The organism is Streptomyces sp. NBC_00466 (assembly GCF_041433995.1).
Classification (GTDB): Bacteria; Actinomycetota; Actinomycetes; order Streptomycetales; family Streptomycetaceae; genus Streptomyces.
This window is the reverse complement of the sequence record NZ_CP107896.1, coordinates 4,448,009-4,473,313: the sequence shown is the minus strand read 5'-3', so window position 1 is coordinate 4,473,313 and position 25,305 is coordinate 4,448,009. Positions and strand designations below refer to the sequence as shown.

21 protein-coding genes are annotated in these 25,305 nt (G+C 71.3%); 4 read left to right on the top strand and 17 right to left on the bottom strand.

The window, feature by feature from the left end:
* Window positions 1–151: 151 nt before the first annotated feature.
* The 3 genes from OG210_RS20010 to OG210_RS20000 form a co-directional block, all read right to left on the bottom strand.
* Entirely contained in the window at window positions 152–1,888 is a 1,737-nt protein-coding gene (locus tag OG210_RS20010) for a beta-N-acetylhexosaminidase (RefSeq protein WP_371538029.1), read from the bottom strand.
* 216 nt (window positions 1,889–2,104) lie between these two features.
* Window positions 2,105–2,398 carry a DUF3039 domain-containing protein gene (locus OG210_RS20005; protein ID WP_164266014.1) on the bottom strand — a complete coding sequence of 98 codons (294 nt, stop codon included), beginning with the start codon at window positions 2,396–2,398 and terminating at the stop codon, window positions 2,105–2,107.
* Between the two features lie 30 nt (window positions 2,399–2,428).
* Window positions 2,429–3,094, bottom strand: a complete 666-nt coding sequence (locus OG210_RS20000) for a YqgE/AlgH family protein (protein WP_328335443.1) — start codon at window positions 3,092–3,094, stop codon at window positions 2,429–2,431.
* 269 nt (window positions 3,095–3,363) lie between these two features.
* On the opposite strand from OG210_RS20000, the gene murA reads away from it, so the two are divergent.
* Window positions 3,364–4,710 carry a UDP-N-acetylglucosamine 1-carboxyvinyltransferase gene (gene murA, locus OG210_RS19995; protein ID WP_328327061.1) on the top strand — a complete coding sequence of 449 codons (1,347 nt, stop codon included), beginning with the start codon at window positions 3,364–3,366 and terminating at the stop codon, window positions 4,708–4,710.
* 173 nt (window positions 4,711–4,883) lie between these two features.
* On the opposite strand, the gene OG210_RS19990 is transcribed toward murA, so the two are convergent.
* From OG210_RS19990 to OG210_RS19975, 4 genes are read right to left on the bottom strand one after another with little or no spacing between them, the layout of a single operon-like run.
* Window positions 4,884–5,933 carry an ABC transporter ATP-binding protein gene (locus OG210_RS19990; protein WP_371538025.1) on the bottom strand — a complete coding sequence of 350 codons (1,050 nt, stop codon included), beginning with the start codon at window positions 5,931–5,933 and terminating at the stop codon, window positions 4,884–4,886.
* Window positions 5,930–6,757, bottom strand: coding sequence for an ABC transporter permease (locus OG210_RS19985; protein WP_371538023.1), 828 nt, complete (start codon window positions 6,755–6,757; stop codon window positions 5,930–5,932). Before OG210_RS19985 ends, OG210_RS19990 begins: the two co-directional genes overlap by 4 nt.
* Window positions 6,745–7,641 (bottom strand): ABC transporter permease subunit, encoded by an 897-nt coding sequence (locus OG210_RS19980; RefSeq protein ID WP_328327067.1) that lies wholly within the window; start codon window positions 7,639–7,641, stop codon window positions 6,745–6,747. The genes OG210_RS19985 and OG210_RS19980 overlap by 13 nt, the downstream gene beginning before the upstream one ends.
* Before the next feature lie 2 nt (window positions 7,642–7,643).
* Complete coding sequence (locus OG210_RS19975; protein WP_371538020.1) at window positions 7,644–8,786, bottom strand: ABC transporter substrate-binding protein; 1,143 nt, start codon at window positions 8,784–8,786, stop codon at window positions 7,644–7,646.
* Window positions 8,787–9,064: 278 nt separating this feature from the next.
* Between OG210_RS19975 and OG210_RS19970 the strand changes: the two genes are divergently transcribed.
* Window positions 9,065–9,823 (top strand): GntR family transcriptional regulator, encoded by a 759-nt coding sequence (locus tag OG210_RS19970; protein ID WP_328327071.1) that lies wholly within the window; start codon window positions 9,065–9,067, stop codon window positions 9,821–9,823.
* Complete coding sequence (locus OG210_RS19965) at window positions 9,820–10,506, top strand: HAD family phosphatase (protein WP_328327073.1); 687 nt, start codon at window positions 9,820–9,822, stop codon at window positions 10,504–10,506. The genes OG210_RS19970 and OG210_RS19965 overlap by 4 nt, the downstream gene beginning before the upstream one ends.
* A 148-nt stretch (window positions 10,507–10,654) precedes the next feature.
* On the opposite strand, the gene OG210_RS19960 is transcribed toward OG210_RS19965, so the two are convergent.
* The 10 genes from OG210_RS19960 to OG210_RS19915 form a co-directional block, all read right to left on the bottom strand.
* Window positions 10,655–10,936 carry an HU family DNA-binding protein gene (locus tag OG210_RS19960; protein ID WP_003968811.1) on the bottom strand — a complete coding sequence of 94 codons (282 nt, stop codon included), beginning with the start codon at window positions 10,934–10,936 and terminating at the stop codon, window positions 10,655–10,657.
* A 301-nt stretch (window positions 10,937–11,237) separates the two neighbouring features.
* Window positions 11,238–12,671, bottom strand: a complete 1,434-nt coding sequence (locus tag OG210_RS19955; protein WP_328327075.1) for an NAD-dependent malic enzyme — start codon at window positions 12,669–12,671, stop codon at window positions 11,238–11,240.
* Window positions 12,672–13,188: 517 nt separating this feature from the next.
* Window positions 13,189–15,630, bottom strand: coding sequence for a UvrD-helicase domain-containing protein (locus OG210_RS19950; RefSeq protein ID WP_371538008.1), 2,442 nt, complete (start codon window positions 15,628–15,630; stop codon window positions 13,189–13,191).
* Between the two features lie 142 nt (window positions 15,631–15,772).
* Entirely contained in the window at window positions 15,773–16,354 is a 582-nt protein-coding gene (locus OG210_RS19945) for an ABATE domain-containing protein (RefSeq protein WP_328327079.1), read from the bottom strand.
* Between the two features lie 109 nt (window positions 16,355–16,463).
* Entirely contained in the window at window positions 16,464–17,003 is a 540-nt protein-coding gene (locus tag OG210_RS19940) for a GNAT family protein (RefSeq protein ID WP_328327081.1), read from the bottom strand.
* 70 nt (window positions 17,004–17,073) lie between these two features.
* A complete protein-coding gene (locus OG210_RS19935) occupies window positions 17,074–18,240 on the bottom strand; it encodes a uroporphyrinogen-III synthase (RefSeq protein WP_328327083.1) in 1,167 nt (388 codons plus the stop codon).
* Window positions 18,241–18,350: 110 nt separating this feature from the next.
* Window positions 18,351–19,556: an acyltransferase gene (locus OG210_RS19930; protein WP_371538005.1), complete on the bottom strand. Its 1,206-nt coding sequence runs from the start codon at window positions 19,554–19,556 to the stop codon at window positions 18,351–18,353.
* Window positions 19,553–21,736 (bottom strand): bifunctional polysaccharide deacetylase/glycosyltransferase family 2 protein, encoded by a 2,184-nt coding sequence (locus OG210_RS19925; protein ID WP_371540384.1) that lies wholly within the window; start codon window positions 21,734–21,736, stop codon window positions 19,553–19,555. The genes OG210_RS19930 and OG210_RS19925 overlap by 4 nt, the downstream gene beginning before the upstream one ends.
* A 55-nt stretch (window positions 21,737–21,791) precedes the next feature.
* The gene (locus OG210_RS19920; protein WP_371538003.1) at window positions 21,792–22,343 is read right to left on the bottom strand and encodes a hypothetical protein; all 552 of its coding nucleotides are present in this window, start codon (window positions 22,341–22,343) and stop codon (window positions 21,792–21,794) included.
* 508 nt (window positions 22,344–22,851) lie between these two features.
* Window positions 22,852–23,844, bottom strand: coding sequence for a LysR family transcriptional regulator (locus OG210_RS19915; protein ID WP_371538000.1), 993 nt, complete (start codon window positions 23,842–23,844; stop codon window positions 22,852–22,854).
* Window positions 23,845–23,928: 84 nt separating this feature from the next.
* On the opposite strand from OG210_RS19915, the gene OG210_RS19910 reads away from it, so the two are divergent.
* Window positions 23,929–25,287 carry an MFS transporter gene (locus tag OG210_RS19910; protein WP_371537997.1) on the top strand — a complete coding sequence of 453 codons (1,359 nt, stop codon included), beginning with the start codon at window positions 23,929–23,931 and terminating at the stop codon, window positions 25,285–25,287.
* Window positions 25,288–25,305: the final 18 nt, after the last annotated feature.

Genomic DNA, 25,305 nt, shown 5'->3' with positions numbered 1-25,305 from the left:
TCCATCCCTTCCCAGACTGAACGTCCGCATTCACGCATGATTGCCGCGAAGTGCCGATTAGCTCTCTTCTGCACCCGTTGCCGGAGTTGTTCGGCCCGGCGGTACATGGTGGCGGAGAGCCGGGAAACCGGTACACACCTTGCCCGCACGCTCACACGTTTGGGGGCGCCCCCTCGATCGGGCGTCCGAGAGCCGCGGGCGCCATCCCGGCGGGGGCGGGCCGCTGCTGCGAGGGCAACGGGCCGCCGGGCGGGCGGTACTGGACACCGAGCGCGTCAAGTCGGGCGTAGTGCACGGCCATCCGCCGGCCGAAGTCCGCGAAGTCCCGGGCCGCCGGTTCCGGCAGCGCCGACCAGGCGACTTCCGCGAAGGCCGCGAGCCTCGGGAACACCTGGTAGTCCACCCGGCTCTGGTTCTCCATCACCTCGGTCCAGACGTTGGCCTGGGTGCCGAGTACGTGGGCGGCGGCCTCGGGGCTCAGCTCCGGCGGCACGGGCTCGAAGCGGTAGACGTCCTCCAGGGTGCGGACGTAACCGATGGGCATCGGCTCGTCGTCGCCGCCGTCCTGCCGGTGGTCCAGATACACCTGCTGCTCGGGGCACATGACCACGTCGTGGCCTGCCTCGGCCGCGGCGATCCCGGCCGCGTAGCCGCGCCAGGACGAGACGGCCGCACCCGGGGCGAGGCCGCCCTCCAGGATCTCGTCCCATCCGATGAGACGCCGGCCGCGCTCGGCGAGCCAGCGGTCGAAGTGCAGGATGAACCAGGACTGGAGTTCGTCCTCGTTGCCGAGCCCCAGCCCTTCGATGTTCGCCTGGGCGGCCGCGGACTCCTTCCACTGGTCCTTGGGGCACTCGTCGCCCCCGAGGTGGATGAAGGTCGACGGGAAGAGGGCGAGGACCTCCTCCAGTACGCCTTCGTAGAAGCGCAGCGAACTCTCCGTGGGGGCGAGCACATTGGGGTTGATGCCCCAGGTGTCCCAGACGGTGAGGGCGGCCGTGTCGATGACATCGGTGTTGCCGAGCTCCGGATAGGCGGCGATGGCGGCCTGCGAGTGGCCCGGGACGTCGATCTCGGGGACGACGGTGATGTGACGCTCGGCGGCGTACGCGACGATCTCGCGGATGTCGTCCTGGGTGTAGTAACCGCCGTGCGGCTTCTCGTCCCAGAGCGGAGAGGCGCGGTGGCCCCACTTCGTACGGGAGCGCCAGGCGCCGACCTCCGTCAGCCGCGGATAGCGCTTGATCTCGATGCGCCATCCCTGGTCGTCGGTGAGGTGGAAGTGGAAGACGTTCAGCTTGTGGGCGGCGAGCAGGTCGAGATAGCGCAGGACACCGTCCTTGGGCATGAAGTGCCGTGCCACGTCGAGCATCATGCCGCGCCAGGCGAACCGGGGGCTGTCCTCGATGGCGCAGGCGGGAATCAGCCACGGGGCGCCGGGGCGCAGCGGCGCCCGGCGGAAGGCGTCGGGGCCGAGCAGCTGACGGAGCGTCTGCGCGCCCCAGAAGACACCGGTCGCGCTGCCGCCGCGCAGGCGGACACCGTCACTGTCGACGGACAGCGTGTACGCCTCGGGGCCGGCGACACCCGCGGGGTCGATCCGCAGCCGTACGGCCCGCCCGTCCCCACCATCTCCCGAAACGGAACCGGAACCGGAACCCGAAACGGAACCGGAACCGGAACCGGAATCAGCACTCGAACCGCAATCAGCACTCGAAGGGGAGCCGGGGCCCAGCGGCAGTCCGGTCGCGTCACCGAGCACCTGCCGCAGCCACCGGGCGACCCCCTCGGTGCCGGGTCCGGCGTCGATGACCGTGCCGGCGTCCAGGGTGAACGCACCGCCGTTCTGCGTCTCCTGTGCGCCGAGGGGCGCGGGAATCAGATCCATGCGCCCATCCTGCCGGACCCACAGGCGAGTGGCATAGACCAATTCACCGGTAGGAAGAGGAGAGAAGAGGGGCCCGGGGAGAGGGGCAGCACAGACGTACAGGCGCACCGGCGGCCGGCCTCCCGGAGGAGGCCCCGGCCGTTCCGTGCGCCTGCGGAGGAGCGGGACAGGGTGGACGAGCTGGACGGAGTGGAGCGGGACGGGTGGAGCGGGGCGCTACTTCTTGCCGCCGTCCTTGCCGCCCTTGTCCTTGTCGCCACCGGCGCCCATGGACTCGTAGATCTCCTTGCACATGGGACAGACCGGATACTTCTTCGGGTCGCGGCCCGGCACCCAGACCTTGCCGCACAGTGCGACAACAGGCGTGCCTTCCAGCGCGCTCGCCATGATCTTGTCCTTCTGGACATAGTGGGCGAAGCGCTCGTGGTCGCCGTCGCCGTTCGACACCTGGGGCGTCGGCTCTACGAGGGTCCCCGTACCTGCCCCGCGCTCGGGCTCAAGAGTGCTCATGGGGGCCAAGGGTACTGACTCATTTCACCTTCAGTTCAGCGAAGGGTCCTCCGGATACGTGGCGATCATCGCCAGACCGCTCCGCTGGCGCCTCAGCACCGACCGCCACAGCCCGTCCGGGTGCGGCGACGACACGTCACCGGGCTCCGAATCCACCACGTACCAGGCCCCCGCCGCCACCTCCTCGGCCAGCTGCCCCGGGCTCCAGCCCGCGTAACCGGCGAAGATCCGCAGCGAGCCGAGCGCCGCCGCGAGCAGTTCGGGCGGGGTCTCCAGATCGACCAGGCCGATCGCGCCGTACACCCGCCGCCAGCCGATGGGGTCGTTGCGGTCGGCGCGGCGCCGCAGCCCCGTGGCCGCGTCGCCCCACGGCCTGCGCCGGGGGGTGGGTTCGTCGATGCCGGGGACCTCGAAAGCCCCGCCACTCCTGGCGCCGCCGGGGATCACCGCGATGCCCAGCGCCGAGTCCAGCGAGACCGGGCCGCCCTGGAAGACGACGCCGGGCTCGCCGGTGAGCTGCTCCCAGCCCGCCAGGATCTCACCGACGCCGACCGGGGTCGGGCGGTTCAGGACCACGCCGAGCGAACCCTCCCCGTCATGGTCGAGGACGAGCACCACGGCACGGTCGAAATTCGGGTCCGCCAGGGCGGGCGAGGCCACGAGCAGCCGCCCTGTGAGCGAGGACACCTCCGTCATGGCAGACATGATCCCGCACTTTCGCGCTGCGTGGGACGCGGGGCCGGGAGCGCGTTCCCGGCGCAGTTCAGCGCGGGAGGAGCGCGGTTCTGCGGGCAGCCGGAGCGGTCCCGGGTACGGCGGCCGGCCGTGACCGATCCCGCACGGAGCGTGTTGTAGCGAAGTCATGACGCACGACAGCCCCCTGTTGCCTTATGGAAGGGGGGTGTCCGCCCCTTACTCTGTGAGACTGCCCCTCTGTCCACCCCCTCCACCGGAACGCGAGATTCATGACCGGCACTGGCACCGACGATGTCCTGCTCGTCCACGGCGGCAACCCGCTCGAGGGCGAGATCCGCGTTCGCGGCGCGAAGAACCTCGTGCCCAAGGCGATGGTCGCCGCCCTGCTCGGCAGCGGTCCGAGCCGACTGCGCAATGTCCCCGACATCCGGGACGTACGCGTCGTGCGCGGGCTGCTCCAGCTGCACGGTGTGACCGTCCGCCCCGGTGAGGAACCGGGCGAGCTGATCCTCGACCCGTCGCACGTCGAGAGCGCCAACGTCGCGGACATCGACGCCCACGCGGGCTCCTCGCGCATCCCGATCCTCTTCTGCGGCCCGCTGCTGCACCGGCTGGGTCACGCGTTCATCCCCGGTCTGGGCGGCTGCGACATCGGCGGCCGGCCGATCGACTTCCACTTCGAGGTGCTGCGCCAGTTCGGCGCGACGATCGAGAAGCGGGCGGACGGCCAGTACCTGGAGGCCCCGCAGCGGCTGCGCGGCTGCAAGATCCGGCTGCCGTACCCGTCGGTCGGCTCGACCGAGCAGGTGCTGCTGACGGCCGTGCTCGCCGAGGGCGTCACCGAGCTGTCGAACGCCGCCGTGGAGCCGGAGATCGAGGACCTCATCTGCGTGCTGCAGAAGATGGGCGCGATCATCTCGATGGACACCGACCGGACGATCCGGATCACCGGTGTCGACCAGCTCGGCGGCTACAACCACCGCGCGCTGCCGGACCGTCTGGAGGCCGCGTCCTGGGCGTCGGCCGCGCTGGCGACCGGGGGCAACATCTATGTGCGCGGCGCCCAGCAGCGCTCGATGATGACGTTCCTCAACACGTTCCGCCGGGTCGGCGGCGCCTTCGAGATCGACGACGAGGGCATCCGCTTCTGGCACCCGGGCGGCCCGCTCAACGCCATCGCGCTGGAGACGGACGTCCACCCCGGGTTCCAGACCGACTGGCAGCAGCCCCTGGTGGTGGCGCTGACACAGGCGAGCGGCCTGTCCATCGTCCACGAGACGGTGTACGAGTCCCGGCTCGGCTTCACGTCCGCGCTGAACCAGATGGGCGCGCACATCCAGCTCTACCGCGAGTGCCTGGGCGGTTCGGACTGCCGCTTCGGCCAGCGCAACTTCCTGCACTCGGCGGTCGTCAGCGGCCCCACCAGGCTGCAGGGCGCCGACCTGGTCATCCCCGACCTGCGCGGCGGCTTCTCGTACCTGATCGCCGCGCTGGCGGCCGAGGGCACGTCGCGGGTGCACGGGATCGACCTGATCAACCGCGGCTACGAGAACTTCCTCGACAAGCTGATCGAACTGGGCGCGAAGGTGGAACTGCCGGGAGCGGCGCTGGTCTGAGCGCGGACGCCGGGGCCGGGGCTTGTCCTCAACCGCCGGACAGCGGGCAGATCAAGCCCGTCCTGGGGGTCCCCCCGGACGAAGTCTGGGGGAGATCGAGGACGAGCGCGCCGAAGGCTGCGCGATACACCCGCACCCTTCGGCGCCGCCCACACCTGAGCAGCCCCCACACCTCACCGCTCAGCGACAAGCACCGGATTCTCGTGCGGCAAAAGCGTGCACCGCGCCCCCACAGTGAGCTTCCCGGCCTCCCAGCTCGGCAGATCCGCCTTGAGCGCGACCCCGCCGTCCGTGGTGAGGTGCAGCCGCGTGGTGGGCCCGAGGAAGGTCGCCACCCGTACGGTCGCCCCGGTCCCCCCGTCCGCGTCCGCCGCGCCGACCGCGAGCCCTTCCGGCCGCAGCAGTACATCGACCTCCCGGCCGGTGGCAGGCGCGTCCCCGTGGATGGGGAGCCTGCGGCCGAAGAGCTCCACCACTCCCCCGTCGCGCACCGTGCCGGGCAGCCGGTTCATCGTGCCGACGAACTCGGCCACGAACGGCGTCGCCGGGCGTTCGTACAGCTCGGACGGGGCCGCGCACTGCTCCAGCCTGCCGTCCTTCATCACGGCGACGCGGTCCGCCATGGACAGCGCCTCCTCCTGGTCGTGCGTGACGAAGACCGTGGTGATGGCCAGCTCCAGCTGGATACGGCGGATCTCCTCGCGCAGCGTGAGCCGCACCTTGGCGTCCAGCGCGGACAGCGGCTCGTCGAGGAGCAGCACCCGCGGCTGGACGGCGAGTGCGCGGGCCAGTGCCACGCGCTGCTGCTGGCCGCCGGAGAGCTGGTGCGGGTAGTGGTCCCCGCGGCCGGGGAGGCCGACCAGTTCCAGGAGTCCGGCGGAGCGCGTACGCCGCTCCGCCGCGGCCTTCCCACGTACCCGCAGCCCGTACGCCACGTTCTCGGCGGCGGTCATGTTCGGGAAGAGGCTGTACGACTGGAACACCATGCCGATGTCGCGCCGGTGGGCGGGCACGGAGGTGACGTCCCGCCCGTCCATCAGCAGTTCGCCGCTGTCCGCGGACTCGAAGCCCGCGATGATGCGCAGCGCGGTGGTCTTCCCGCACCCGGAAGGCCCGAGCAGCGCCACCAGTTCGCCGGGTCCGATGTCCAGGTCGAGACCGGCGAGTGCCACCGTGGGGCCGAAGTCCCTGCGCAGGTTCCTCAGTTGTACGGGAACACTCATGGTGTGGCCTTCCTTCGGTTGCGGCCGCCGGCCAGGGTGGTGAGCAGGAGCAGCAGCCCCCAGCTGATCAGAAGACTCAACATCGCAGCGGCGACGGAGAGTTGGGCCTCACTGTCGCCGACCTGCACCATCCACACGGCGAACGGTGCGAAGCCGAGCACGGAGGCGACGGTGTACTCGCCGAGCACCATGGCCAGGCTGAGCACGGCCCCGCCGATCACCGCGGAGCGCAGGTTCGGTACGACGACCCGCAGCAGGGTCTGGATGCGCGATGCGCCCAGGCTCCGGGACGCCTCGACGAGCGTACGGAGATCGACGGCGCGCAGCCCCGCGTCCAGCGAGCGGTACAGGAACGGCAGCGACATCACCGTGTAGACCAGCACGAGGATCAGCGGGAAGTCCTGGTTCTGCAGGGCCTGGAAGGTCCCGTAGAGCGGGGTCGTGGCGAGGTCCTGCTGCCAGGACAGAACGGTGCTGACACCCGCGACCAGCGCGATCGGAGGCACCACCAGCGGCATCATGGAGAGGATCTCGACCGTACGCCGCAGCCCCGGGAAGTACAGGGCGACCGCGACCGTCGTCGGCACCATCAGGGCGAGCCCGAGCACGACGGTGGCGAGCCCGAGCCCCAGCGAGAGCAGCAGACTGCTGGTCATCCCGTCGGAGCCGAGGCCCTTGGTGTACGGGTCGAAGCTGATCCCGTCGGCGTTGTCGACCGTGAACCAGAGCGAGGCCAGGACCGGTACCAGGAAGTAGAGCGCGGCCAGGACGAGCACCGGGAGGCGGGTGCGCCCGGCCGTGCCTGCTGTCGTCATCCGAGCCATCGGGCACTCCGTCGCTGCAGCGGGATCTGTACGGTCATCACGAGCAGCGCGATCACGACCATGTTGAGGCTCATGGCGAGCGCCAGGTTCTCCTGCCCGGCCAGCACGTTGCCGTTGAGGGCGTTGGAGATCTGGAGGGTGATCAGCGGCACCGAACTCCCCGTCATCACCGCCGCGGTGGCCTGTGAGGCGAAGGCGGTGCCGAACATCAGGACCGCGCCGCCGAGCAGTGAGGGCGTCAGCACCGGGATGCCGATGTGCAGCCAGAACTGCCGGCGGGTGGCGCCGCAGGACGCGGCGGCCTCCTGCCACTGGGTGCGCAGCCCGTCGAGCGCGGGCAGCACGGTCACGACCATCAGCGGGATCATGAAGTAGAGGTAGGCGAGCACCAGGCCGGTGAAGCTGTAGAGGCTGAAGCCGGTGGAGCGCAGCGACAGCAGCCTGGTGAGCGTGCCGGTGGTGCCGAGGGTGGCGATGAAGGCGAAGGCGAGCGGCGCACCGGCGAAGTTGGCGAAGACCCCGGAGGCCGCGACGACCGCCTTGCGCAGCGCGGGGCGTCCCGACGAGGCGACGGCCTGGGCGATCAGCGCGCCGAAGAGGGTGGCCAGCAGGGCGCTGACGACGGAGAGTTCGATGCTTCCGGTGAGCCCGGTCGCGTACGCCCCGGAGAGCGAGTTGCTGACGTTGCCGGTGCCGAACCGGGTGGCGCCGCTCGGGTCGGCGACCATGAAGGCGTTGTACGCCATGGTCCCCGCGGGCAGCCCGAAGCAGAGCGCGAGGAAGACGAAGTACGGGACGACGGCGGGCCAGCGGTGGCGGCCCCGGCGGCGTACGGCCGGTTTCGCATCGGCGACGACGGCCGCGTCAACGGCGTGGTCGGCCATCGTCAGCTGACCGCCTTGGCCCAGCCCTGCACGACGGCCTCCTTGGCCTTGGCCTCCTGCGCGGGGCTCGCGGTCTTCGCGGTGCCCTTCACCTCGGGGAGCGCTGCCGCGGCCTTGTCGGCGGTGCCGTTCTTCTCCATGACGTCGAGCAGTGCGGGCCGGGAGAAGCCGCGCAGCCAGGTGTTCTGGCCCTCGGTGCTGTAGAGGAACTCCATCCACAGGCGGGCGGCCGCCGGGTGCGGGGCGTACTTGTTGACGCCCTGGTTGTAGTAGTTGGAGTACTCGGCGTCGGCCGGGGCCGTGACCTTCCAGTCGACACCCTTGGCCTTGAGCTTCGCGGCGTACCCGAGGTTGAGGTAGTCCCAGTCGATCGAGAGGGGCGTCTCGCCCTTCTGGATGGTGGCGAGGGTCGACTCGGCGGGAACGTAGTTGCCCTTCTTCTTCAGCTCCTTGAAGAAGTCGAGGCCGGGCTGTACGTCGTCGAGGGAGCCGCCACTGGCCAGCGAGGCGGCGAAGACGGCGGCCAGCGCCGAACTGGACTCGCCCGGATTGCCGTTCAGGGCGACCTTGTCCTTGTACTCCGGCTTCAGCAGGTCCTTGAAGGTCTTCGGGCAGTGCGTGACGGCCTTGGCGTCGCAGCCGATCGAGATGTAGCCGCCGTAGTTGTTCAAGTACGAGCCGTCGGCCTGCTTCTGGGCGGCGGGTATGCCGTTCCAGCCGGTGACCTTGTACGGGGCGAGCAGCTTCTGCGCCTTGGCCTGCTGCATGTACGCGGTGCCGAGGTCGAGCGCGTCGACGGCCCGGTCCTGGCCCTTGCGCTTGGCCGCCGCGTTGAGGGCCTGCTGGCTGCTGCCGCCGGGGTTCTCGTTGTTGACCTTGATGCCGTACTTCTTCTCGAAGGCCGAGATCATCTCGCCGTAGTTCGCCCAGTCGGGGGCGAGCGCGTAGACGTTCAGCGTCCCTTCCTTCTTGGCCGCCTTGGCGAGGGCCGCCATCCCGCCGAGGTCCGCTGCCGATTCCGCCTTCGCCGCCTTGCTGTCGGCGGCATCGGCGGTGGGGGCGGCCCCGCAGCCGCTGACCACCGTCGCGGTCGCGAGCACGGCTGCCGCGAGGGATGCGAGGCGGGCCGGTCGGGATGGGTTCACGTCTGTACTCCTGCGATCGGGGCCTGTGGTTCCAGGCCAGCTACTTGTCTGGACAAGCCATCAGTCAGTAAGCCTGGGCAAGCTAACAGCAAGACGACCGCCGAACAAGCCCGAACGATCTCGAAAACCGCAGGTCAGAAGCGTTATATAAGTTTTGGTTTAAGATGGCGCGGATCGGTGAGACACATACATCGAACCTCCGTGGAACGCATGACGGTGTGTACAGATGACATGATCAGCCGCCGCCCCGGAACCCCGGGCCCACCAGGAGGAGTGACGTGACCCGACGGCATCAGGAGATCGCCGACACTCTCCGCCGTGACCTCGCGGAAGGGCGGTTTCCGGTCGGTTCCGCGCTGCCGTCGGAGACCGAACTGGCCGCGCTGCACGGCGTCTCGCGCGGCACCGTACGGCAGGCTCTGGCGACGCTGCTCGCCGAAGGGCTGCTCGGCTCCCGGCAGGGCACGCGCCACACTGTGCTGAGCACCACACCCAGTCAGAGCTTCGCCGAACTGCGCAGTTTCGCGCAGTGGGCGCGGGCCGGCGGGCATCTCCCGGGCGGGCTCGTCCTGGATTCCGTACGCGGCGGTGCGAGCGCCGAGGAGGCCGCGCTGCTCCAACTGGCGCCGGACGACGGCGTGCTGCGCGTTCTGCGGCTGCGCACCCTGGACGGCGCCCCGGTCCTGCTGGAGCGGACGGTCTACGCGGGCTGGACGGCCGACGCCGTCGAAGCCCTGCCCGCCGACTGCGAGTCGGTCACCCAACGGCTCCTCGACGACACCGGGCTGGTCTTCGCGCACGGCGAGCACCATCTGGACGCCGTCGCCGCGGGCACCGCCGACGCCCGCGAACTGCGGGTGCGCCGCGGCAGCCCGCTGCTCCGGGTGCGGCGCACCACTCTGACCGCCGACGGGCGGCCCGTCGAGACCTCGGACGACCGCTACCGCCCCGGCTCGGTCGTCTTCACCGTACGCAACTCCACACAGGCCAACCCCCTGGCCCGTACCGCACCGGAACAGAAAAGCGAGCCCTCATGACGCTCCCCACGGCGCTGCTGTGCGACATGGACGGCACCCTGGTCGACACCGAGCACGCCTGGCTGCAGACCGTCGCCCGGCTGCTCAGCGAGCAGGGCGTCCCCGCCGGGCCCGGTGTCATGGCCGCGTACGCGGGTGCCGCGGTGGCCGACGCCGCGGAACGTGCGGTCCACGAACACGGCATCGGCATGACCGTGGCCGAAGCCGCCGCCCGCCTCGACCGGGACTTCACGGCCGGCGTGGCCTCCGGCGTCACCGTCCAGCCGGGCGCGCTGCGCCTGCTCGACCAGGCGGCGGCGCTGGGTATCGCGGTGGCCCTGGTCACCGCTTCGGAACGGCATGTGGCGGACATGGTGCTCGAAGCGCTCGGCGCGCACCGGTTCGCGACGTCCGTGGCCTCGGGCGAATCGGCGCGCGGAAAGCCCCACCCGGACCCGTATCTGGCGGCGGCCGCGGCGCTGGGCGTGGATCCGGCCCGCTGCCTGGCGGTGGAGGACACTCCGACCGGGGCGGCTGCGGCCCTGGCGGCCGGGTGCCGCCTGCTGGCGGTCCCCACGGTCCCGGGCATCGCCGTGGGGCCGCGCACCACCTTCGTCGCGTCCCTGACGGCCGTGGACCTGCTGACGTTCCACGAGGACGGCGGCCAGGGCCACGACGCGGCCACCGGGGCCCGGCCGGCCTGACAGGCTGTCGCCCCGGCCCGGGAAGCCGCGCACCCCGGCCGGAGAAGCCGTGCGCCCCAGCCCGGGAAGCCGCGCGACCCGGACATGCCGGAGGGCGGCCCACCCTGACCGGGTGGCCGCCCTCCGTTCTGTGCTCTGCGCTTGGGGACTACTTGCCCTTGGCGGCTTCCTTGAGCTTCGAGCCCGCGGAGACCTTCACGCTGTAGCCGGCGGGGATGTTGATCGGGTCGCCGGTCTGCGGGTTACGCGCGGTGCGAGCGGCACGGTGGGTGCGCTCGAAGGTCAGGAAGCCGGGGATGGTGACCTTCTCGTCGCCCTTGGCGACGATCTCGCCGACCGTCTCGGCGAGAGCGGCCAGAACGGCGTCGGCGTCCTTACGAGTCACCTCGGCACGATCGGCCAGGGCGGCCACCAGCTCACTGCGGTTCATGTTGTTACTCCCGTGTTCTTCTTGCCTGTAAGGCGTGAGATCGAAGCCGATGCTGCCAGGGCCCTAGGACAGTCCCCGGACCCGGGTCTGACGTCAGACCCTCGCGCCCGAATATGCATCCTGCCCCCACCAACGGCGGGAAAGCCAATCCGGCACTCACCGGAGTCACACGAACGCGTCACTGTCCCGGGATGGTGACGCTCCGTCGACTCCGTGAAACCCGGCTGTGGGCGCCCAGGGGCTCATTTCCCGCCACCCTAGAGGGGCGTTTGGGGCCGCGAGTCCCGCGACGCGCCGGGCGTCAGGCGGACGTGGGCGACGACACAGCCGCGCCGGCCGACTTAGCAGCCGACCTGACCGCGTCCGCGACCGCCCCGGCGACCTTGTCGTTGAAGACCGAGGGGATGATGTAGTTCGCGTTCAGCTCGTCCGCGCCGACGACATCGGCGAGCGCGCCCGCCGCGGCCAGCATCATCTCGGTGTTGACCGTACGGGACTGGGCGTCCAGCAGACCGCGGAAGACACCCGGGAAGACCAGCACGTTGTTGATCTGGTTCGGGAAGTCCGACCGGCCGGTGGCCACAACTGCCGCCGACTGACGGGCGATCGCCGGGTCGACCTCGGGGTCGGGGTTCGCGAGCGCGAACACGATCGCGCCGTCCGCCATGGCTGCGACGTCGTCGCCGTCCAGCACGTCGGGAGCCGAGACGCCGATGAAGATGTCGGCGCCGACCACGGCCTGCTTCAACGTGCCCGTCACGCCTTCGGGGTTGGTGTTGTCGGCGATCCAGCGCAGCGGCGACTCGGGCTTGGCGTCGACCAGGTCCTCGCGGCCCGCGTGCACCACACCGTGGATGTCGGCGACGACCGCGTGCTTGACGCCCGCGGCCAGGAGCAGCTTCAGAATGGCCGTACCGGCCGCTCCGGCGCCGGACATGACCACCCGGACCTCGCTGAACTCCTTGTCCACCACGCGCAGTGCGTTGGTCAGCGCGGCGAGCACGACGATCGCGGTGCCGTGCTGGTCGTCGTGGAAGACCGGGATGTCCAGGGCCTCACGCAGCCGGGCCTCGATCTCGAAGCAGCGGGGCGCCGAGATGTCCTCCAGGTTGATACCGGCGAAGCCGGGCGCGATGGCTTTGACGATCTCCACGATCGCGTCGGAGTCCTGGGTGTCGAGGCAGATCGGCCAGGCGTCGATGCCGGCGAAGCGCTTGAAGAGGGCCGCCTTGCCCTCCATGACCGGCAGCGCGGCCATCGGGCCGATGTTGCCGAGCCCCAGCACCGCGGACCCGTCCGTCACCACTGCAACGGAGTTGCGCTTGATGGTGAGCCGGCGGGCGTCCTCGGGGTTGTCCGCGATCGCCATGCAGACGCGGGCCACACCCGGGGTGTAGATCATCGAGAGGTCGTCACGGTTGCGGATGGGGTGCTTGGACGCCATCTCGATCTTGCCGCCGAGGTGCATCAGGAAGGTACGGTCGGAGACCTTCCCGAGCTCGACCCCCTCGATGCCCTTGAGCTGCTGCACGATCTGGTCGGCGTGGTCGGTGGAGGAGGCGGCGATGGTGACGTCGATCCGCAGCTTCTCGTGGCCGGACGCGGTGACGTCGAGACCGGTGACCGAGCCACCGGAGGACTCGACGGCCGTGGTGAGCTGGCTGACCGCGGTCCCGCTCGCGGGAACCTCCAGACGCGCCGTGATCGAGTACGAGACGCTGGGCGCCGTTGCCATGGCCGACTTCCTTTGCTTTTCCCTGGTTGTTCAGTAAAACGCATCCGATGGTCGCACCTACCAGCCAGTAGCTGGTAATGGGACCTCCGATTCGGAAAGTGTTTTCCACCATACGAGAAAGTGCCTGGTCGGGGAAGCCCCGGAGGAGGCCGGTTCACAGAAAGATGCTTCCCGGGTGGTTACGGCCCGTCACATCGGGTGGTCACGACGCGTCACCTCACCGACCGTACGACGGCCCCCTGAACGGCACCGTACGGACCGCGGAACCGAACCGTACGGACCACCGAAAAGAAAAGGTCCGCACCACCCGGAGGCGGTACGGACCCTCTTCAGCTGAGTGACACCGGCCCGCCATGCTCGCCTCGCGGCAAGAGGTCGCTCGAAGCGACGAAGGTTGGGCCCGGGGGCTTGGATCGGGCCGGTGTCACGACCAGGTTAACAAACCACCCGGGAAAGTGATTCCCCTGCGGCCCCTTGACTCCTGGCCCACAGTCGGGTCCCGCGCGGAGCACCGATGTCAGTCCCGCAGCAGATCCGGCACGCCGTCACCGTCGGGCGCGTCGACCGCCGCCGAGACCACCGTGAGCTGCTGCGTGGCACGGGTCAACGCCACGTACAGCACCCGCAGCCCGGCCGGTGACTCGTCCGCGATCTCCGCGGGCGACACCACGACCGTCGCGTCGTATTCAAGCCCCTTCGCCTCCAGGCTCCCCAGCGCCACCACCCGGTCCCCGAGACCGGCCAGCCACTTCCCGGCCTGGTCGCGCCGGTTCATGGCGACCACCACACCGACCGTGCCGTCGACCCGGTCGAGCAGCAGCCGGGCCTCCTCCCGCACCGTGCCGGCGAGGTCCCCGTCCGGTACGACCGCGAAGCGCGGCTCGACCCCGGTGGAGCGGACCGCCGACGGCGACTCCATGCCCGGCATGGCCAGTGCGAGCACCTTCGCCGCCAGCTGGGCGATCTCCGCCGGGTTGCGGTAGTTGACGGTCAGTGTGAAGCGGCGGCGCGGGCGGGCGCCGAGCGCCTCGTCGCGGGCCTCGGCCGCCTCGTCCGGGGCCGACCACGACGACTGGGCCGCGTCGCCCACGACCGTCCACGTCGCCTGGCGGCCACGGCGCCCGACCATCCGCCACTGCATGGGCGTCAGGTCCTGCGCCTCGTCGACGATGACATGCGCGTACTCGGTGCGCTCCTGCGCCAGCCGCTCGGCCCGCTCCCACTGGGTCTCCTCGCGGTGGGGCATCAGCTCCTCCAGACCGGTGAGCTGGTCCAGCGGGTCGTACTCGCGCTTCTTCCGGGGCCGGTGCGGGGTGCCAAGGAGTGCCTGGAGCTCGTCGAGGAGCGCCACGTCGTGCACCGAGAGCGCCTCGCGCCGGAGCGAACGCGCCAGCTTGCGCACCTCGCCCTGGTTGAGCACCCGGCGGGCCCAGCGGCCGAGCCTGCGCTCGTCGGCCATCGCGGCGAGCACCCCGCGCGGGGTCAGCTCGGGCCACCAGGCATCCAGGAAGTCGGTGAAGCTGTCCTCGTTCGACACGTCGTCGTCGAAGGACGAACGCAGCTCGGCTGCCAGTTCGGGGTCACCCGCGTACGAGGACGAGCCCCTGGCCCGGCCGCCCGACTTGGCCCACAGCGCGTCGAGCAGCAGCCGACGGGCGCGCGGGCGCAGCAGGTTGACGGGCGCGGTGCCGCCGAGGACGTTGTGGCGGATGCGCTGGAGCTCGTCGGATTCGAGTTCGAGCCGGCCGCCGAAGGCAACCACCCGCAGCCGGTCCGGAGTGACAGGGGACGAGGACGCTCCCTGCGGGTCCTGCTCCTCCGCCCCTGCCGCGTCACCGAAGGACAGTCGGTCCCCGCCGAAGGACAGCTGCGAGTCTCCGCCCTGACCACGGGCACCGCCCCGGGTCCGCTGCCGTGCAGGACGCTGCGCCGGGTTCTCCAGCGCCCCGCGCGCGGCCTTGCGCAGGACCTGGAGCATCCGCGACGAGCCCTTGACGCGGGCGACGGCCGGATCGTCGTACGCCGTCGCCTCCGCGCCGTCCACCAGCGAGCCGACCGCGCGGATCGCGACCTGGCCCTCCTCGCCGAGCGAGGGCAGCACGCCCTCGGTGTACGCCACGAGCAGCGGCGTCGGCGAGACGATCAGGATGCCGCCCGCGTACTTGCGGCGGTCCTGGTAGAGCAGGTACGCGGCACGGTGCAGGGCCACGGCCGTCTTGCCGGTGCCCGGGCCGCCCGCGACCTCGGTGACGGATGCGGCGGGCGCCCGGATCACCAGGTCCTGCTCGGCCTGGATGGACGAGACGATGTCGCGCATGGTGTGGCTGCGGGCCTGCCCCAGCGCGGCCATCAGCGCGCCGTCCCCGACGACGGCCAGCGGGGCGCCGTCCAGCGCCGCCGTCAGCTCCGGGCGCATCAGGTCGTCCTCGACCCCGAGGACCTTGCGGCCCTTGGAGCGGATGACCCGGCGGCGTACGACCCGGCCGGGGTCGACCGGGGTCGAGCGGTAGAAGGGCGCGGCAGCCGGGGCCCGCCAGTCGATGACCAGCGGCGAGTAGTCGGAGTCCAGGACCCCGATCCGGCCGATGTGCAGGGTCTCTGCGACATCCGCGGTGTCGTCGGGGCGTACGGCGTCGTCGGCCGGCTCGACGGCGGTGTACGCGCCGTCCGGGCCCTTCTTGCCGTCCTTGCCCTGGAGCAGGTCGATACGTCCGAAGAGGAAGTCCTCGAACTCGTTGTTGAGGCGGTTGAGGTGGATACCGGCCCGGAAGACCTGGGCGTCCCGCTCGGCGAGTGCGCCAGGCGTGCCGACCTGGCCGCGCTGGGCGGCGTCGTTCATGAGGAATTCAGCCTCGTGGATCTTCTCCTCAAGGCGTCGGTACACCTGATCGAGGTGCTCCTGCTCGGTCGCGATCTCGCGGTCTCTGACCGAGTCGACAGCGGCGTCCTGCGCGGCCACTGAGGCCCCCTTCTTGCATGCATTGGGCGACCGTCAACCCTATGCGACCGGGGAGCGTATGTCAGGCTCCGTTCCGTCGGCGTTCCTGCGGCCTTCGCTCGGGCTTGTCCCGCGCTTCCTGCGGTCTTTCCCCGGGCTTCCCTCAGGCGCGGGCCGCGACAGCCGCCCTGCGGCGGTGCCTGGCGACCCGCTCGCGGTTGCCGCAGACCTCACTGGAGCACCAGCGGCGGCGGTGTCCCCGGGAGGTGTCGAGATACAGCCGCCGGCAGTTGTCGCCCTCGCACTGGCGCAGCAGCGCGCGGGCCCCGGGGTCGGTGAGCAGTTCGACGGCGTCGCGGGCGACGAGGGCGAGCAGGGCGTCGCGCTCGGGGGCGGCGGCCAGCTCCCTGACGAGGCGGCCGCCCTCGTCACGTACCGCCCGCAGCCCGGGAGGCGGGCCCGCCGCCCGGGCGTTGACCTCGTCGAGCGCCCGTTCCGCCGCGCGGCCCGCGACATCGGCTCTTATCAACTCCGCCACGTACGACCGGAGTTCGGTGAAGGCGTGCAGCCAGTCCGTGCCGGGCACCGGGAGCGGGGTGCCGGCCGGGACGAGCCCGGCACCGGTCAGCCAGGCGGCGAGCCGCCGCCCGCAGTCGAGTTGTTCAACGGAATCCGTCCCTGTCGCCACCAGGTCCAGGCAGATGCGCCCGGAGTCGAACCGCAGCTCGTACGCGTGCGAACCCATACCTCTTACAGTGCCCGGCGACGTGCCGTGCCGTAACCCCTGCCGTCGGCGCGCTTGACGCGTACTCCTGATCGGATGCTCCCGGCCGCAGCCGGGACCGGGGCCGGCCTCAGGTCCGGTCGTGCAGGATCCGCTGGAAGAGCCGGTGGTCACGCCACTCGCCGTTGATGAGCAGATAGCGGGGCGCCACCCCGTAGATCTCGAAGCCGCATTTGGTGAGCACTCGCTGCGAGGCAACGTTGTCGAGCATCGTCCCGGCCTCGACGCGGTGCATCCCGAGCTCGTCGCGGGCGATCCGGCAGACCTCCTCGACCGCTCCGGACGCCACGCCCCGGCCGGTGAAGCCGGCGTCGACCCAGTAGCCGACGGACCCACTGCGGAGCGGCCCCATGACGATGTTGTTGAGGGTGATGGTCCCCACGATGTTCCCGGTGCCGGTCTCCTCCAGCACCCACGGCACCGTCCGCCCGGCTTCCCGGTCGGCCAGCGAGACCCGCAGGCGCTCCAGCTGGCCGTCGACGGTGTAGAAGGACTCGGGCCTGGCCGGTTCCCTGGGTCGCATGTACTCACGGTTGCGGGTGAGGACGGTGGCGAGGGCTTCGGCGTCGGAGAGCTCGACCGGGCGCAGCCGGATTCCTTCGGTCATCATTCCGGCACGGTAACTCCGGGGTCCGCCACCCGACCACCGGGTCGGGACGACGGCCGGGACGTGACGCGCGTCAGCCTTCGCCTCCGCCGTCGCCTTCGCCGTACGTCGTGTCCTCCGCCGGGTCGGCGGCCAGTCGGTAGCCCCGCCCGTCCACCGTCCGGACCGGAACCGCCGGCCCCAGCGCCGCCCGCAGCCGGTCCATCGCCGCCTCGACGGCGTGCTCGTCGCCGCCCGCCCCCGGGAGCGCCGGCAGCAGTTCCGCGCGGGACACCACCTGGCCGGGGCGGCGCGCGAGCGCCCGCAGCAGGGCCGTTCCCGCCGGGGGTACGGGGTGGAGCGCACCGTCCACCAGGACCGCCTGGCCCCGGATCTCGACCCGGCGGCCCGCGACGGACAACGTGGTGGCACGGGAGGGGAGTTCCTCGCAGAGGACCTGGACGAGCGGCCCGAGCCGGAAGCGTTCCGGCTGGAGTGTGCCGATGCCCTGCGTCTCGAAGGGCAGCGCCGTGACCGGCCCCACGCAGACCGCCGGCACATCGTGGCGGAGCACGGCGAGCAGGTCGGCATGGAGCCCGCGTACCTCCGCGCGGGCCAGCAGTGAAGTGGCGGCGGGCGCACTGGTGAAGGTCAGGGCGTCGACCGCCCCGGCGAGCGTCGCGTCGAGCAGCCGGTCGAGCGGGCCGATGTCCTCGGGCGGCATCCACCGGTACACCGGTACGCCGACCACGTCCGCGCCCGCGTCCCGCAGCGCCTCCACGAAACCGGTCAGCGGGTCGCCGTGCAGCTGCACCGCGACCCGGCGGCCCGCGACCCCCTGCGCGAGCAGCCGGTCGAGCACCTCGGCCATCGACTCGGAGGCGGGCGACCACTCCTCGCGCAGCCCGGCCGCCCTGATCGCGCCCTTGACCTTGGGTCCGCGTGCGAGCAGTTCCACCCCACGCAGCCGTTCGACCAGCGCCCCGCCGAGGCCCCAGCCGTCGGCTGCCTCGATCCAGCCGCGGAAGCCGACCGCGGTGGTCGCGACCACGATGTCCGGCGCGGCGTCGATCAACTCACCGGTGGCGGAACGGAGTTCGCTGTCGTCGGCGAGCGGCACGATCCGCAGGGCGGGCGCGTGCCGGACCTCGGCACCCCGCCGCTGGAGCAGCGCGATGAACTCTTCCGCGCGCCGGGCGGCGGTGACGCCGACGGTGAACCCGGCGAGTGGGCCCTGCTCGGGCGGTGCGGTGTCGTGCATGGTGCGTGAGCCTCCCAGGAGCGCGTGACGGGCCCGGCGACGGTATACCGCCGGGCCCACGCCGGAACAAACGACGCATAGCCCGAGGCGTGGGGCGCGAGGCAGGCAGGTCAGCCGGCAGGCCGTTCCGGAGCGTGTGCGCCCCGCGCGCCGTCCGGCCAGAGCCGTGGGCGGCGGCCGGCCGCCAGGTCCTCGATCCAGCCGACGGCCAGCACGGTCAGCCCGATCAGCGGCCACACCGCGACGAACATCCACACGTTGTACGTGGCGGTCAGCGCCGAGTCGAAGCGGCCCTCGATGAACGGCACGTTGTACAGCTGGTCGACGACCGGCACGGTGGCCATGATGAGGGCGTTGTGCCAGAGGTAGATGGTCACCGCGCGGTTGTTGGTGAGCGTGATCACCTTGTCGAACCGGGCCAGCCGGGGCGGCAGTTGACGCCAGGACGGCGAGTACGCCAGGAGCAGTGCGCAGGCCCCGAACGACCAGGTGGCCTGGGCGAGCGGGATGTCGTTGAGGTCCCAGCCGTCGGGCCCGAGATGGCCGTGCGCCCACCAGAGACCGAACACCATGACGGGGACGGCGCAGGACACCAGGAAGTAGCGCGGCACCTTCTTCAGCAGCCCGTCCTGGTGGGCGAAGCCCAGGATCCAGCAGGAGCCGTAGACCGCGAAGTCGGTGAGGGCGAGGCCCGGTTCACCGGGCACGGTCACCACTCCGGTGCCGACGACCGCGGTCAGCGCGAGCGGGGCGAGCAGCGTCGGCCAGGGCAGCCTGCGGAAGGCCCTCAGCAGCAGCGGCGACAGCAGTACGAACCAGAGGTAGGCCCGCAGATACCAGAGCGGGCCCACCGCCTGGTCGGGCCAGTCCTGATCCAGCCAGCCGGACGCGGAGCCGAGCGAGTCGGGGTAGGGCGGGGCGCCGACCGGTACGAGGTAGAGCAGCAACTTGGTGACGGAGGGCCGCCACCCGGCGTACGCCATCAGTCCGACCATCAGCGCGCCGAACGCCCACATCGGCGGCAGCAGCCGGCGCACCCGGCCGCGGATCACCGCCAGGGCGGGGCGGCTCAGGGAGCGGGCCATCAGGGAGCCGGCGAGGGCGAACATGACGCCCATGGAGGGGAAGACGACGGACAGCCAGGCCCAGCCGAACAGGTGGTAGAAGACGACACGGACCAGGGCGGTGGTCCGGAGCAGATCGAGGTAGCGGTCGCGGCCGGGGGGAGAACCGGGTACGAGGACGGGGCCGGGACCGGGGCCGGACGCGGGTTCGGGGGCGGCCGTTGGGACGGACGCCGGTGTGGTGGCGGTCATGCGACGGGCCTCGGGTTCTCGCTGGGACGGTGCTCGCTGGGACGGTGCTCGCTGGCGCGGATATCGCCGGGACGGTTCCGGCTGGGACGGATATCGCCGGGAGCCGTGCCCGGACCCGCGACCACTCCCGTACGGCGCAGCTTCTGCCAGCGCAGCCGGCCGCCGGTGAGAGCGGTGATCCACGACTGGAGCAGCACCACGTACATCAACTGCCGGTACAGGATCTGCTGGAGCGGCAGCGAGACGAGATGGCGCATCCGTTCGCGGTCGAGCCGGAACGCGTACGCGGCGCACACGGCCTGGACGGAGAGCACGGCGAGCCACGCGAGCACGGTCCGCTCCGTCGGGCCGAAGATCAGCCCGTACAGCAGGAAGACGTCGATGAGCGGGGCCAGCAGCGGCGCCAGCACCATGAAGAGCGCGACCAGCGGCAGGCCGACCCGTCCGAACCGCCCGGAAGGCCCGCGCTCGACCAGGGCGCGGCGGTGCTTCCAGATCGCCTGCATGGTGCCGTACGACCAGCGGTAGCGCTGCGACCAGAGCTGCTGGACGCTCTCCGGGGCCTCGGTCCAGGCGCGGGCGTTCTCCGCGTAGACCACGCGCCAGCCGTCGCGGTGCAGGGCCATCGTGATGTCGGTGTCCTCGGCGAGGGTGTCCTCGCTCAGCCCGCCGACGCGGTCGAGCGCGGTGCGGCGGAAGGCGCCGACGGCTCCCGGGATGGTGGGCATGCAGCCGAGGACGTCGTACATCCGGCGGTCCAGGTTGAAGCCCATCACGTACTCGATGTGCTGCCAGGCGCCGATGAGGCTGTCCCTGTTGCCGACCTTGGCGTTCCCGGCGACCGCGCCGACCGCCGGGTCGCCGAAGGGCTGCACCAGTTCGCGCACGGTGGCCGCTTCGAAGACGGTGTCGCCGTCCATCATCACGACGAGGCCGTGCCGGGCGTGCGTGATGCCGTTGTTGAGGGCTGCGGCCTTGCCCGCGTTGCGCTGGCGCACGACCCGGACGCCGGGCAGCCGCAGCGCTTCCACCAGGTCCGCCGTACCGTCCGTCGAGCCGTCGTCGATGACGACGACCTCGACAGGATGGTCGCTCTCGGCGATCGAGCGGACCGTACTGACGATGCAGGCGCTTTCGTTGTACGCGGGGACCAGCACCGATACGGGTTCGGTGACCGGCGGTCCCCAGCGGAAGCCGGGTGCGCGGACCTTGCGGGCGTGGACGAAGGAGAGCACCAGCATCAGTCCGAAGCGGGCGAACACCAGCACACCGACGACGGCGAGGCAGCCGATCAGCACACCCGAGACATCGTCGGAGAGCCCGACGGCGAAGACGAACGCCTTGCCGCGCCACAGCTCGGCCCCGCTCACCGGAGTCTGCGCGGACGGCGCGCCCAGCGCGTCGGTGAGGCTGGCGAACTCGTAGCCCCTGCGCTGGAGTTCGGGCAGATAGCGGCCGAGCGCGGCGACGGTCTGGGCGCGGTTGCCGCCCGAGTCGTGCATGAGGACGATCGCGCCCTGACCGCCCTCGGGGGTGGCGTTGCGCAGGATGGTGGGGACGCCGGGCCGCTGCCAGTCCTCGCTGTCGACGGAGTCGAGCACGGTGATGTAGCCGCGGCTGCCGATGTACTTCACGACCGGCCAGTTCTTGTCGTCCAGCGCGTCGGCGAACGACGAGTAGGGCGGACGGAAGAGCGAGGACCGGATACCGGCGGCGCCCGCGAGGGCCAGCTGGGTCTGGGAGAGCTCCCGGTCGATGCGGCTCTTCGACTGGTACGAGAGGTCGGGGTGGTTGAAGGTGTGCACGCCGACCTCGTGGCCCTCGGCGACCATGCGCCTGACCAGGGCCGGGTAACGGGAGGCCATGGTGCCGGTGACGAAGAAGACGGCGTGCGCGTGGTACTTCTTCAGCTCGTCGAGGACCTTCGGGGTCCACTCCGGGTCGGGCCCGTCGTCGAAGGTCAGGACGATCCGGTGGCCGGGGATGCGCAGGCTGGTGGGTTCGCCCTTGCCCCGGGCGTCGATGACCGGGCCGCCGTCGAGGATGTGGCCGGGGACGTCGCCGGTCGCCGCGGGCGGCCGGACCCGGTGGTCGGCGACGATCTCGCTGTGGACGTAGCCGCGCATCACGAGCATGCCGAAGAGCGCGACGAGCAGGAGCAGCGGCAGGAGGTACCGCATGGGCGGCCTGCGGCGCCGAACGGTCCGCTTGGGCCCTCGGGCTGTTCTCATTTTCTTACGGTGCGCTCTCTGGGAATGCGGACTGTTCGGGTCCGGGTCCGGTCGGCGCGGTCGCGCTGTCCGAAGGGGCCGGTGCGGACGGGGACGGCGTACGGCCGCCACCGGACGGCGGAGCGGACACCACGGGTGCCGGATGCGTGGAGCCGCCACCGGGGGCCCGGACGGGCGGTGCGGGCTTGCGGGCCTTGCCGGACTTGGCAGCCTTGCCGGGCGGGGCGCTACGGGCGCCGGGGGGCGTCACCCGTACCCCGGGGGCGACGGCGGTGGCCTGTTCTGGCGCCCCGGTGGACGCGACGTCCACCGGTACGGGTGCCGGTGTCGCTCCCGGGATCCCCTGCCCCGGCGCCGGGGACACCACAGGCCGGGCCGGGGTCCTGGCGGTGTCCGCCTTCTTCCCGGTGGCCGGACCGGGGATCAGCAGCCAGGGGGCGGTGGAGCTCCCGCCGACGACAGTGAACACCAGCAGCACCGCGTAGGAGGCGCAGGCGAAGGCGAGTACCCAGCCGATACGGCGGTACTTACGGCCCCGGCGGCCACTGGCGTCCACGAAGACGGGGCTGTCGGTGACCGGGGGAACATCCCCGCCGTCCGGCCCGGCGGACCCGCCCGCTCCAGGGGACTCACCTGAGCGGGAGGGCTCTCCTGGCCCACTGCCCAGCACCTCACGCACCCCGTGCGCATCACGCACCTCACCGCCGCGAGTCAGCGACCCGCGAACGGGACCGGGACCGGGACTGGGACTGGGGCCGGAGCCGGCGCCGGGACCTGAACCTGAACCAGGACCGGAGGCAGGACCGGGACCGGGACCGGGCAACTCCCTCCCCAGCCCATCCATTTGAACCGTCACATCATGCGGTTCATTGATCTGCCCGAAACGGGCGCCTTCTCGCCACTTTTCCACCGCTGTCCACACATCCCCCCAAGGTCGATTCACTGCGCGTAGTTGACCGGACGGATGTCGCCGGACCGAGTCCCCACTCAGGCCCGAGCGCCCTCTACCTCGCTCGTCCGGTGGGCGAATCTAGCGCAGCTTCAAGCCACTTCAGGACGGTTGTTCACAGTTGCTCATATAGGCCCCTGATCTGCCCGTACATCGCCATGTCCACGGCAGGGAGCCAGGCCCCGGCGGGCATGTCCAGCCAGCCCTGGCCGGCCACACCCTCATCGATCGCCTGGTGAAGGGCACTGAGCCCCGGGTGTCGCAAGGATTTTCGCCATACGAGCGAAACCGGCGACAGCGGTACGGGATCGACCAGAGGGCGCAGCACCATGCCGGGAACCCCGATGAACACCGTGCTCGCAAGCACCGACCAGCGGCGTTTGCGAATCACACGCGCGAACTCCTCCTCGCCGTCGATCTCCGGGAAGGACTCCGCCAGCGCGATCCCCCGCCCGGCGAAAAGCCGGCCCGCCAGATCGGTCCACTCCGCGGTGGCCGGATTTCCCGCCGCCGCATAGAGCGTCTCCCCCGCCAGCGCAGCCACCGGAACCTCGTCGAGGGCGGCGAGAGGGTGCTCTTCGGGCAGCAGGACCGCCATCCGTTCGAACCGGACCGGCCGGTGGTCCAGCAGGTCGAGCACCTCCGGGGCGAGACCGGCGACCCGGCCGGCCGAGACATCAAGGCGGCCCGCCACGATCTCCGCCGCTCCCCCCGTCAGACCACTGTGAAAACGCGCCACGAACTCGACATCGGGCGCGATCTCACGAGCCCGTGCCACCAGTTGGGATGCGGTGCCGACCGGGGCTCCCACATCGACAAGCAGGGGGCGCTCGTCATGCGCCCAGGCCGCCGCCAGCTCGTCGTACGCGGCGAGCACCCGCCGGGCGTACGGCAGCAGCCGCACGCCGTCGGCGGTGAGCGAGACCTGCCGGGTGGTCCGTACGAACAGATCGGCCCCCAACTCCCGTTCCACCCGCCGGACATCACGGCTCAACGCCTGCTGCGCCACATAGAGCCGGGCGGCGGCGCGGGTGAAATGCAGATCCTCCGCGACGGCGACAAAGGCACGCAGCAGACGGGGCGCGATATCCGGCAGGCGCTGAGACATCCGCCGAACTTACAACGGAACCGCGTCAATCGGCCCCGAACAGGTGTTGGACCGCGCAAGGGACGCCCCTGGAGTCTGACGTACATGGACCTGGAACCCACCCGCACCGAACCCCGAACCGCCAGACCCACCAGACCCACCAGCAACACCAGCAACACCAGCAACACCAGCAACACCAGCAACACCAGCAACAGCACGGAGCCTCCCCCCACCCCCCGTACCGCAGGCGGCCGGGCCCTCGCCCCGTACCGGCGGCTGCTGGCCACTCCCGGCGCCCGCGCCTTCACCGCGGGCAATCTGCTCGCCCGGCTCCCCATGGGGATGTTCAGCGTCAGCGCCGTGATCATGATCGCCGGATCACGTGGCTCGTACGCGCTCGCCGGGGCAGTCACCGCCACCGGCCTCGCCGCCACAGCGGTCGTCGGCCCGTGGACGGCACGCCTGGTCGACCGTTACGGCCAGGCCAGGATCGCCGTACCCGCCACGCTGCTCGCGGCCCTCGGCTCGCTGGCCCTGCTGCTCTGCGTGCGGTACGGGGCACCCGACTGGACGCTGTTCGCCGCCTACGCGGCCACCGCCACCACCCCCAACACCGGCGGAATGTCCCGGGCCCGGTGGTCGCATCTGCACCGCGGCGACCCGGACACCCTGCACACCGCCAACTCCTTCGAACAGGCCGTGGACGAGCTCTGCTTCATGCTCGGCCCGGTGGTGGCGGCGTTCCTCTGCACGTCGCTCTTCCCGGAGGCGGGCACCCTGGTGGGCGCGGTGCTCCTGGTCACCGGCGTGCTGATCTTCGCCGCCCAACGCGCCACGGAACCGCCTCCGGCACCCCGTACGACCGCGACGCGCTCCCCGCTCCGCGCCGCCGGATTCCCGTCCCTGATCGCGGTGTTCCTCGCGACCGGGGCGGTCTTCGGCGCCATGGAGGTGACCACGATCGCCTTCGCCGACGCACAGGGCCACCGTTCGGCGGCGGGCGCGGTCCTCGCACTCCAGGCGGCCGGCTCGTGCGTCGCGGGCCTGGTGTACGGGTCGGCGCGCCCGGCACGCGACGTACGGCGGCGCCTGCTCGGCTGCCTCGCCGCCATGACCGTACTGATGACGGGCCCGCTCGTCGCGGCGTCGGCGTCCGGCTCCCTGCTCGCCCTGTCGGCCGCCCTGCTCCTGGCGGGCGCGGCCACCGCACCCACGATGGTCACCGGCATGACCGTGATCCAACGCATCACGCCGCAGGGCCAGTTGAACGAGGGAATGACACTGGCCGTCACGGCACTCCTGGGGGGCATAGCGACGGGCTCGGCAACGGCGGGCTGGGTAGTGGAACACCTGAGCCCCACCACCGGCTACGCGGTCCCCACGGCGGCGGCAGCCACCGCCCTGCTGCTGTGCGCGGCCACGCACCGGGGCGGGACCCGGACCGGTGAATCCGGGGGTAACTGATCGTGGATCATCAACCAT

What these genes read in the sequence shown, in the direction of transcription:
- OG210_RS20010 (WP_371538029.1), bottom strand. Translation starts at nt 1,888, where the DNA reads ATGGATCTGATTCCCGCGCCCCTCGGCGCACAGGAGACGCAGAACGGC.
- OG210_RS20005 (WP_164266014.1), bottom strand. Translation starts at nt 2,398, where the DNA reads ATGAGCACTCTTGAGCCCGAGCGCGGGGCAGGTACGGGGACCCTCGTA.
- OG210_RS20000 (WP_328335443.1), bottom strand. Translation starts at nt 3,094, where the DNA reads ATGACGGAGGTGTCCTCGCTCACAGGGCGGCTGCTCGTGGCCTCGCCC.
- murA (WP_328327061.1), top strand. Translation starts at nt 3,364, where the DNA reads ATGACCGGCACTGGCACCGACGATGTCCTGCTCGTCCACGGCGGCAAC.
- OG210_RS19990 (WP_371538025.1), bottom strand. Translation starts at nt 5,933, where the DNA reads ATGAGTGTTCCCGTACAACTGAGGAACCTGCGCAGGGACTTCGGCCCC.
- OG210_RS19985 (WP_371538023.1), bottom strand. Translation starts at nt 6,757, where the DNA reads ATGGCTCGGATGACGACAGCAGGCACGGCCGGGCGCACCCGCCTCCCG.
- OG210_RS19980 (WP_328327067.1), bottom strand. Translation starts at nt 7,641, where the DNA reads ATGGCCGACCACGCCGTTGACGCGGCCGTCGTCGCCGATGCGAAACCG.
- OG210_RS19965 (WP_328327073.1), top strand. Translation starts at nt 9,820, where the DNA reads ATGACGCTCCCCACGGCGCTGCTGTGCGACATGGACGGCACCCTGGTC.
- OG210_RS19960 (WP_003968811.1), bottom strand. Translation starts at nt 10,936, where the DNA reads ATGAACCGCAGTGAGCTGGTGGCCGCCCTGGCCGATCGTGCCGAGGTG.
- OG210_RS19955 (WP_328327075.1), bottom strand. Translation starts at nt 12,671, where the DNA reads ATGGCAACGGCGCCCAGCGTCTCGTACTCGATCACGGCGCGTCTGGAG.
- OG210_RS19945 (WP_328327079.1), bottom strand. Translation starts at nt 16,354, where the DNA reads ATGGGTTCGCACGCGTACGAGCTGCGGTTCGACTCCGGGCGCATCTGC.
- OG210_RS19940 (WP_328327081.1), bottom strand. Translation starts at nt 17,003, where the DNA reads ATGATGACCGAAGGAATCCGGCTGCGCCCGGTCGAGCTCTCCGACGCC.
- OG210_RS19935 (WP_328327083.1), bottom strand. Translation starts at nt 18,240, where the DNA reads ATGCACGACACCGCACCGCCCGAGCAGGGCCCACTCGCCGGGTTCACC.
- OG210_RS19930 (WP_371538005.1), bottom strand. Translation starts at nt 19,556, where the DNA reads ATGACCGCCACCACACCGGCGTCCGTCCCAACGGCCGCCCCCGAACCC.
- OG210_RS19925 (WP_371540384.1), bottom strand. Translation starts at nt 21,736, where the DNA reads ATGCGGTACCTCCTGCCGCTGCTCCTGCTCGTCGCGCTCTTCGGCATG.
- OG210_RS19915 (WP_371538000.1), bottom strand. Translation starts at nt 23,844, where the DNA reads ATGTCTCAGCGCCTGCCGGATATCGCGCCCCGTCTGCTGCGTGCCTTT.
- OG210_RS19910 (WP_371537997.1), top strand. Translation starts at nt 23,929, where the DNA reads ATGGACCTGGAACCCACCCGCACCGAACCCCGAACCGCCAGACCCACC.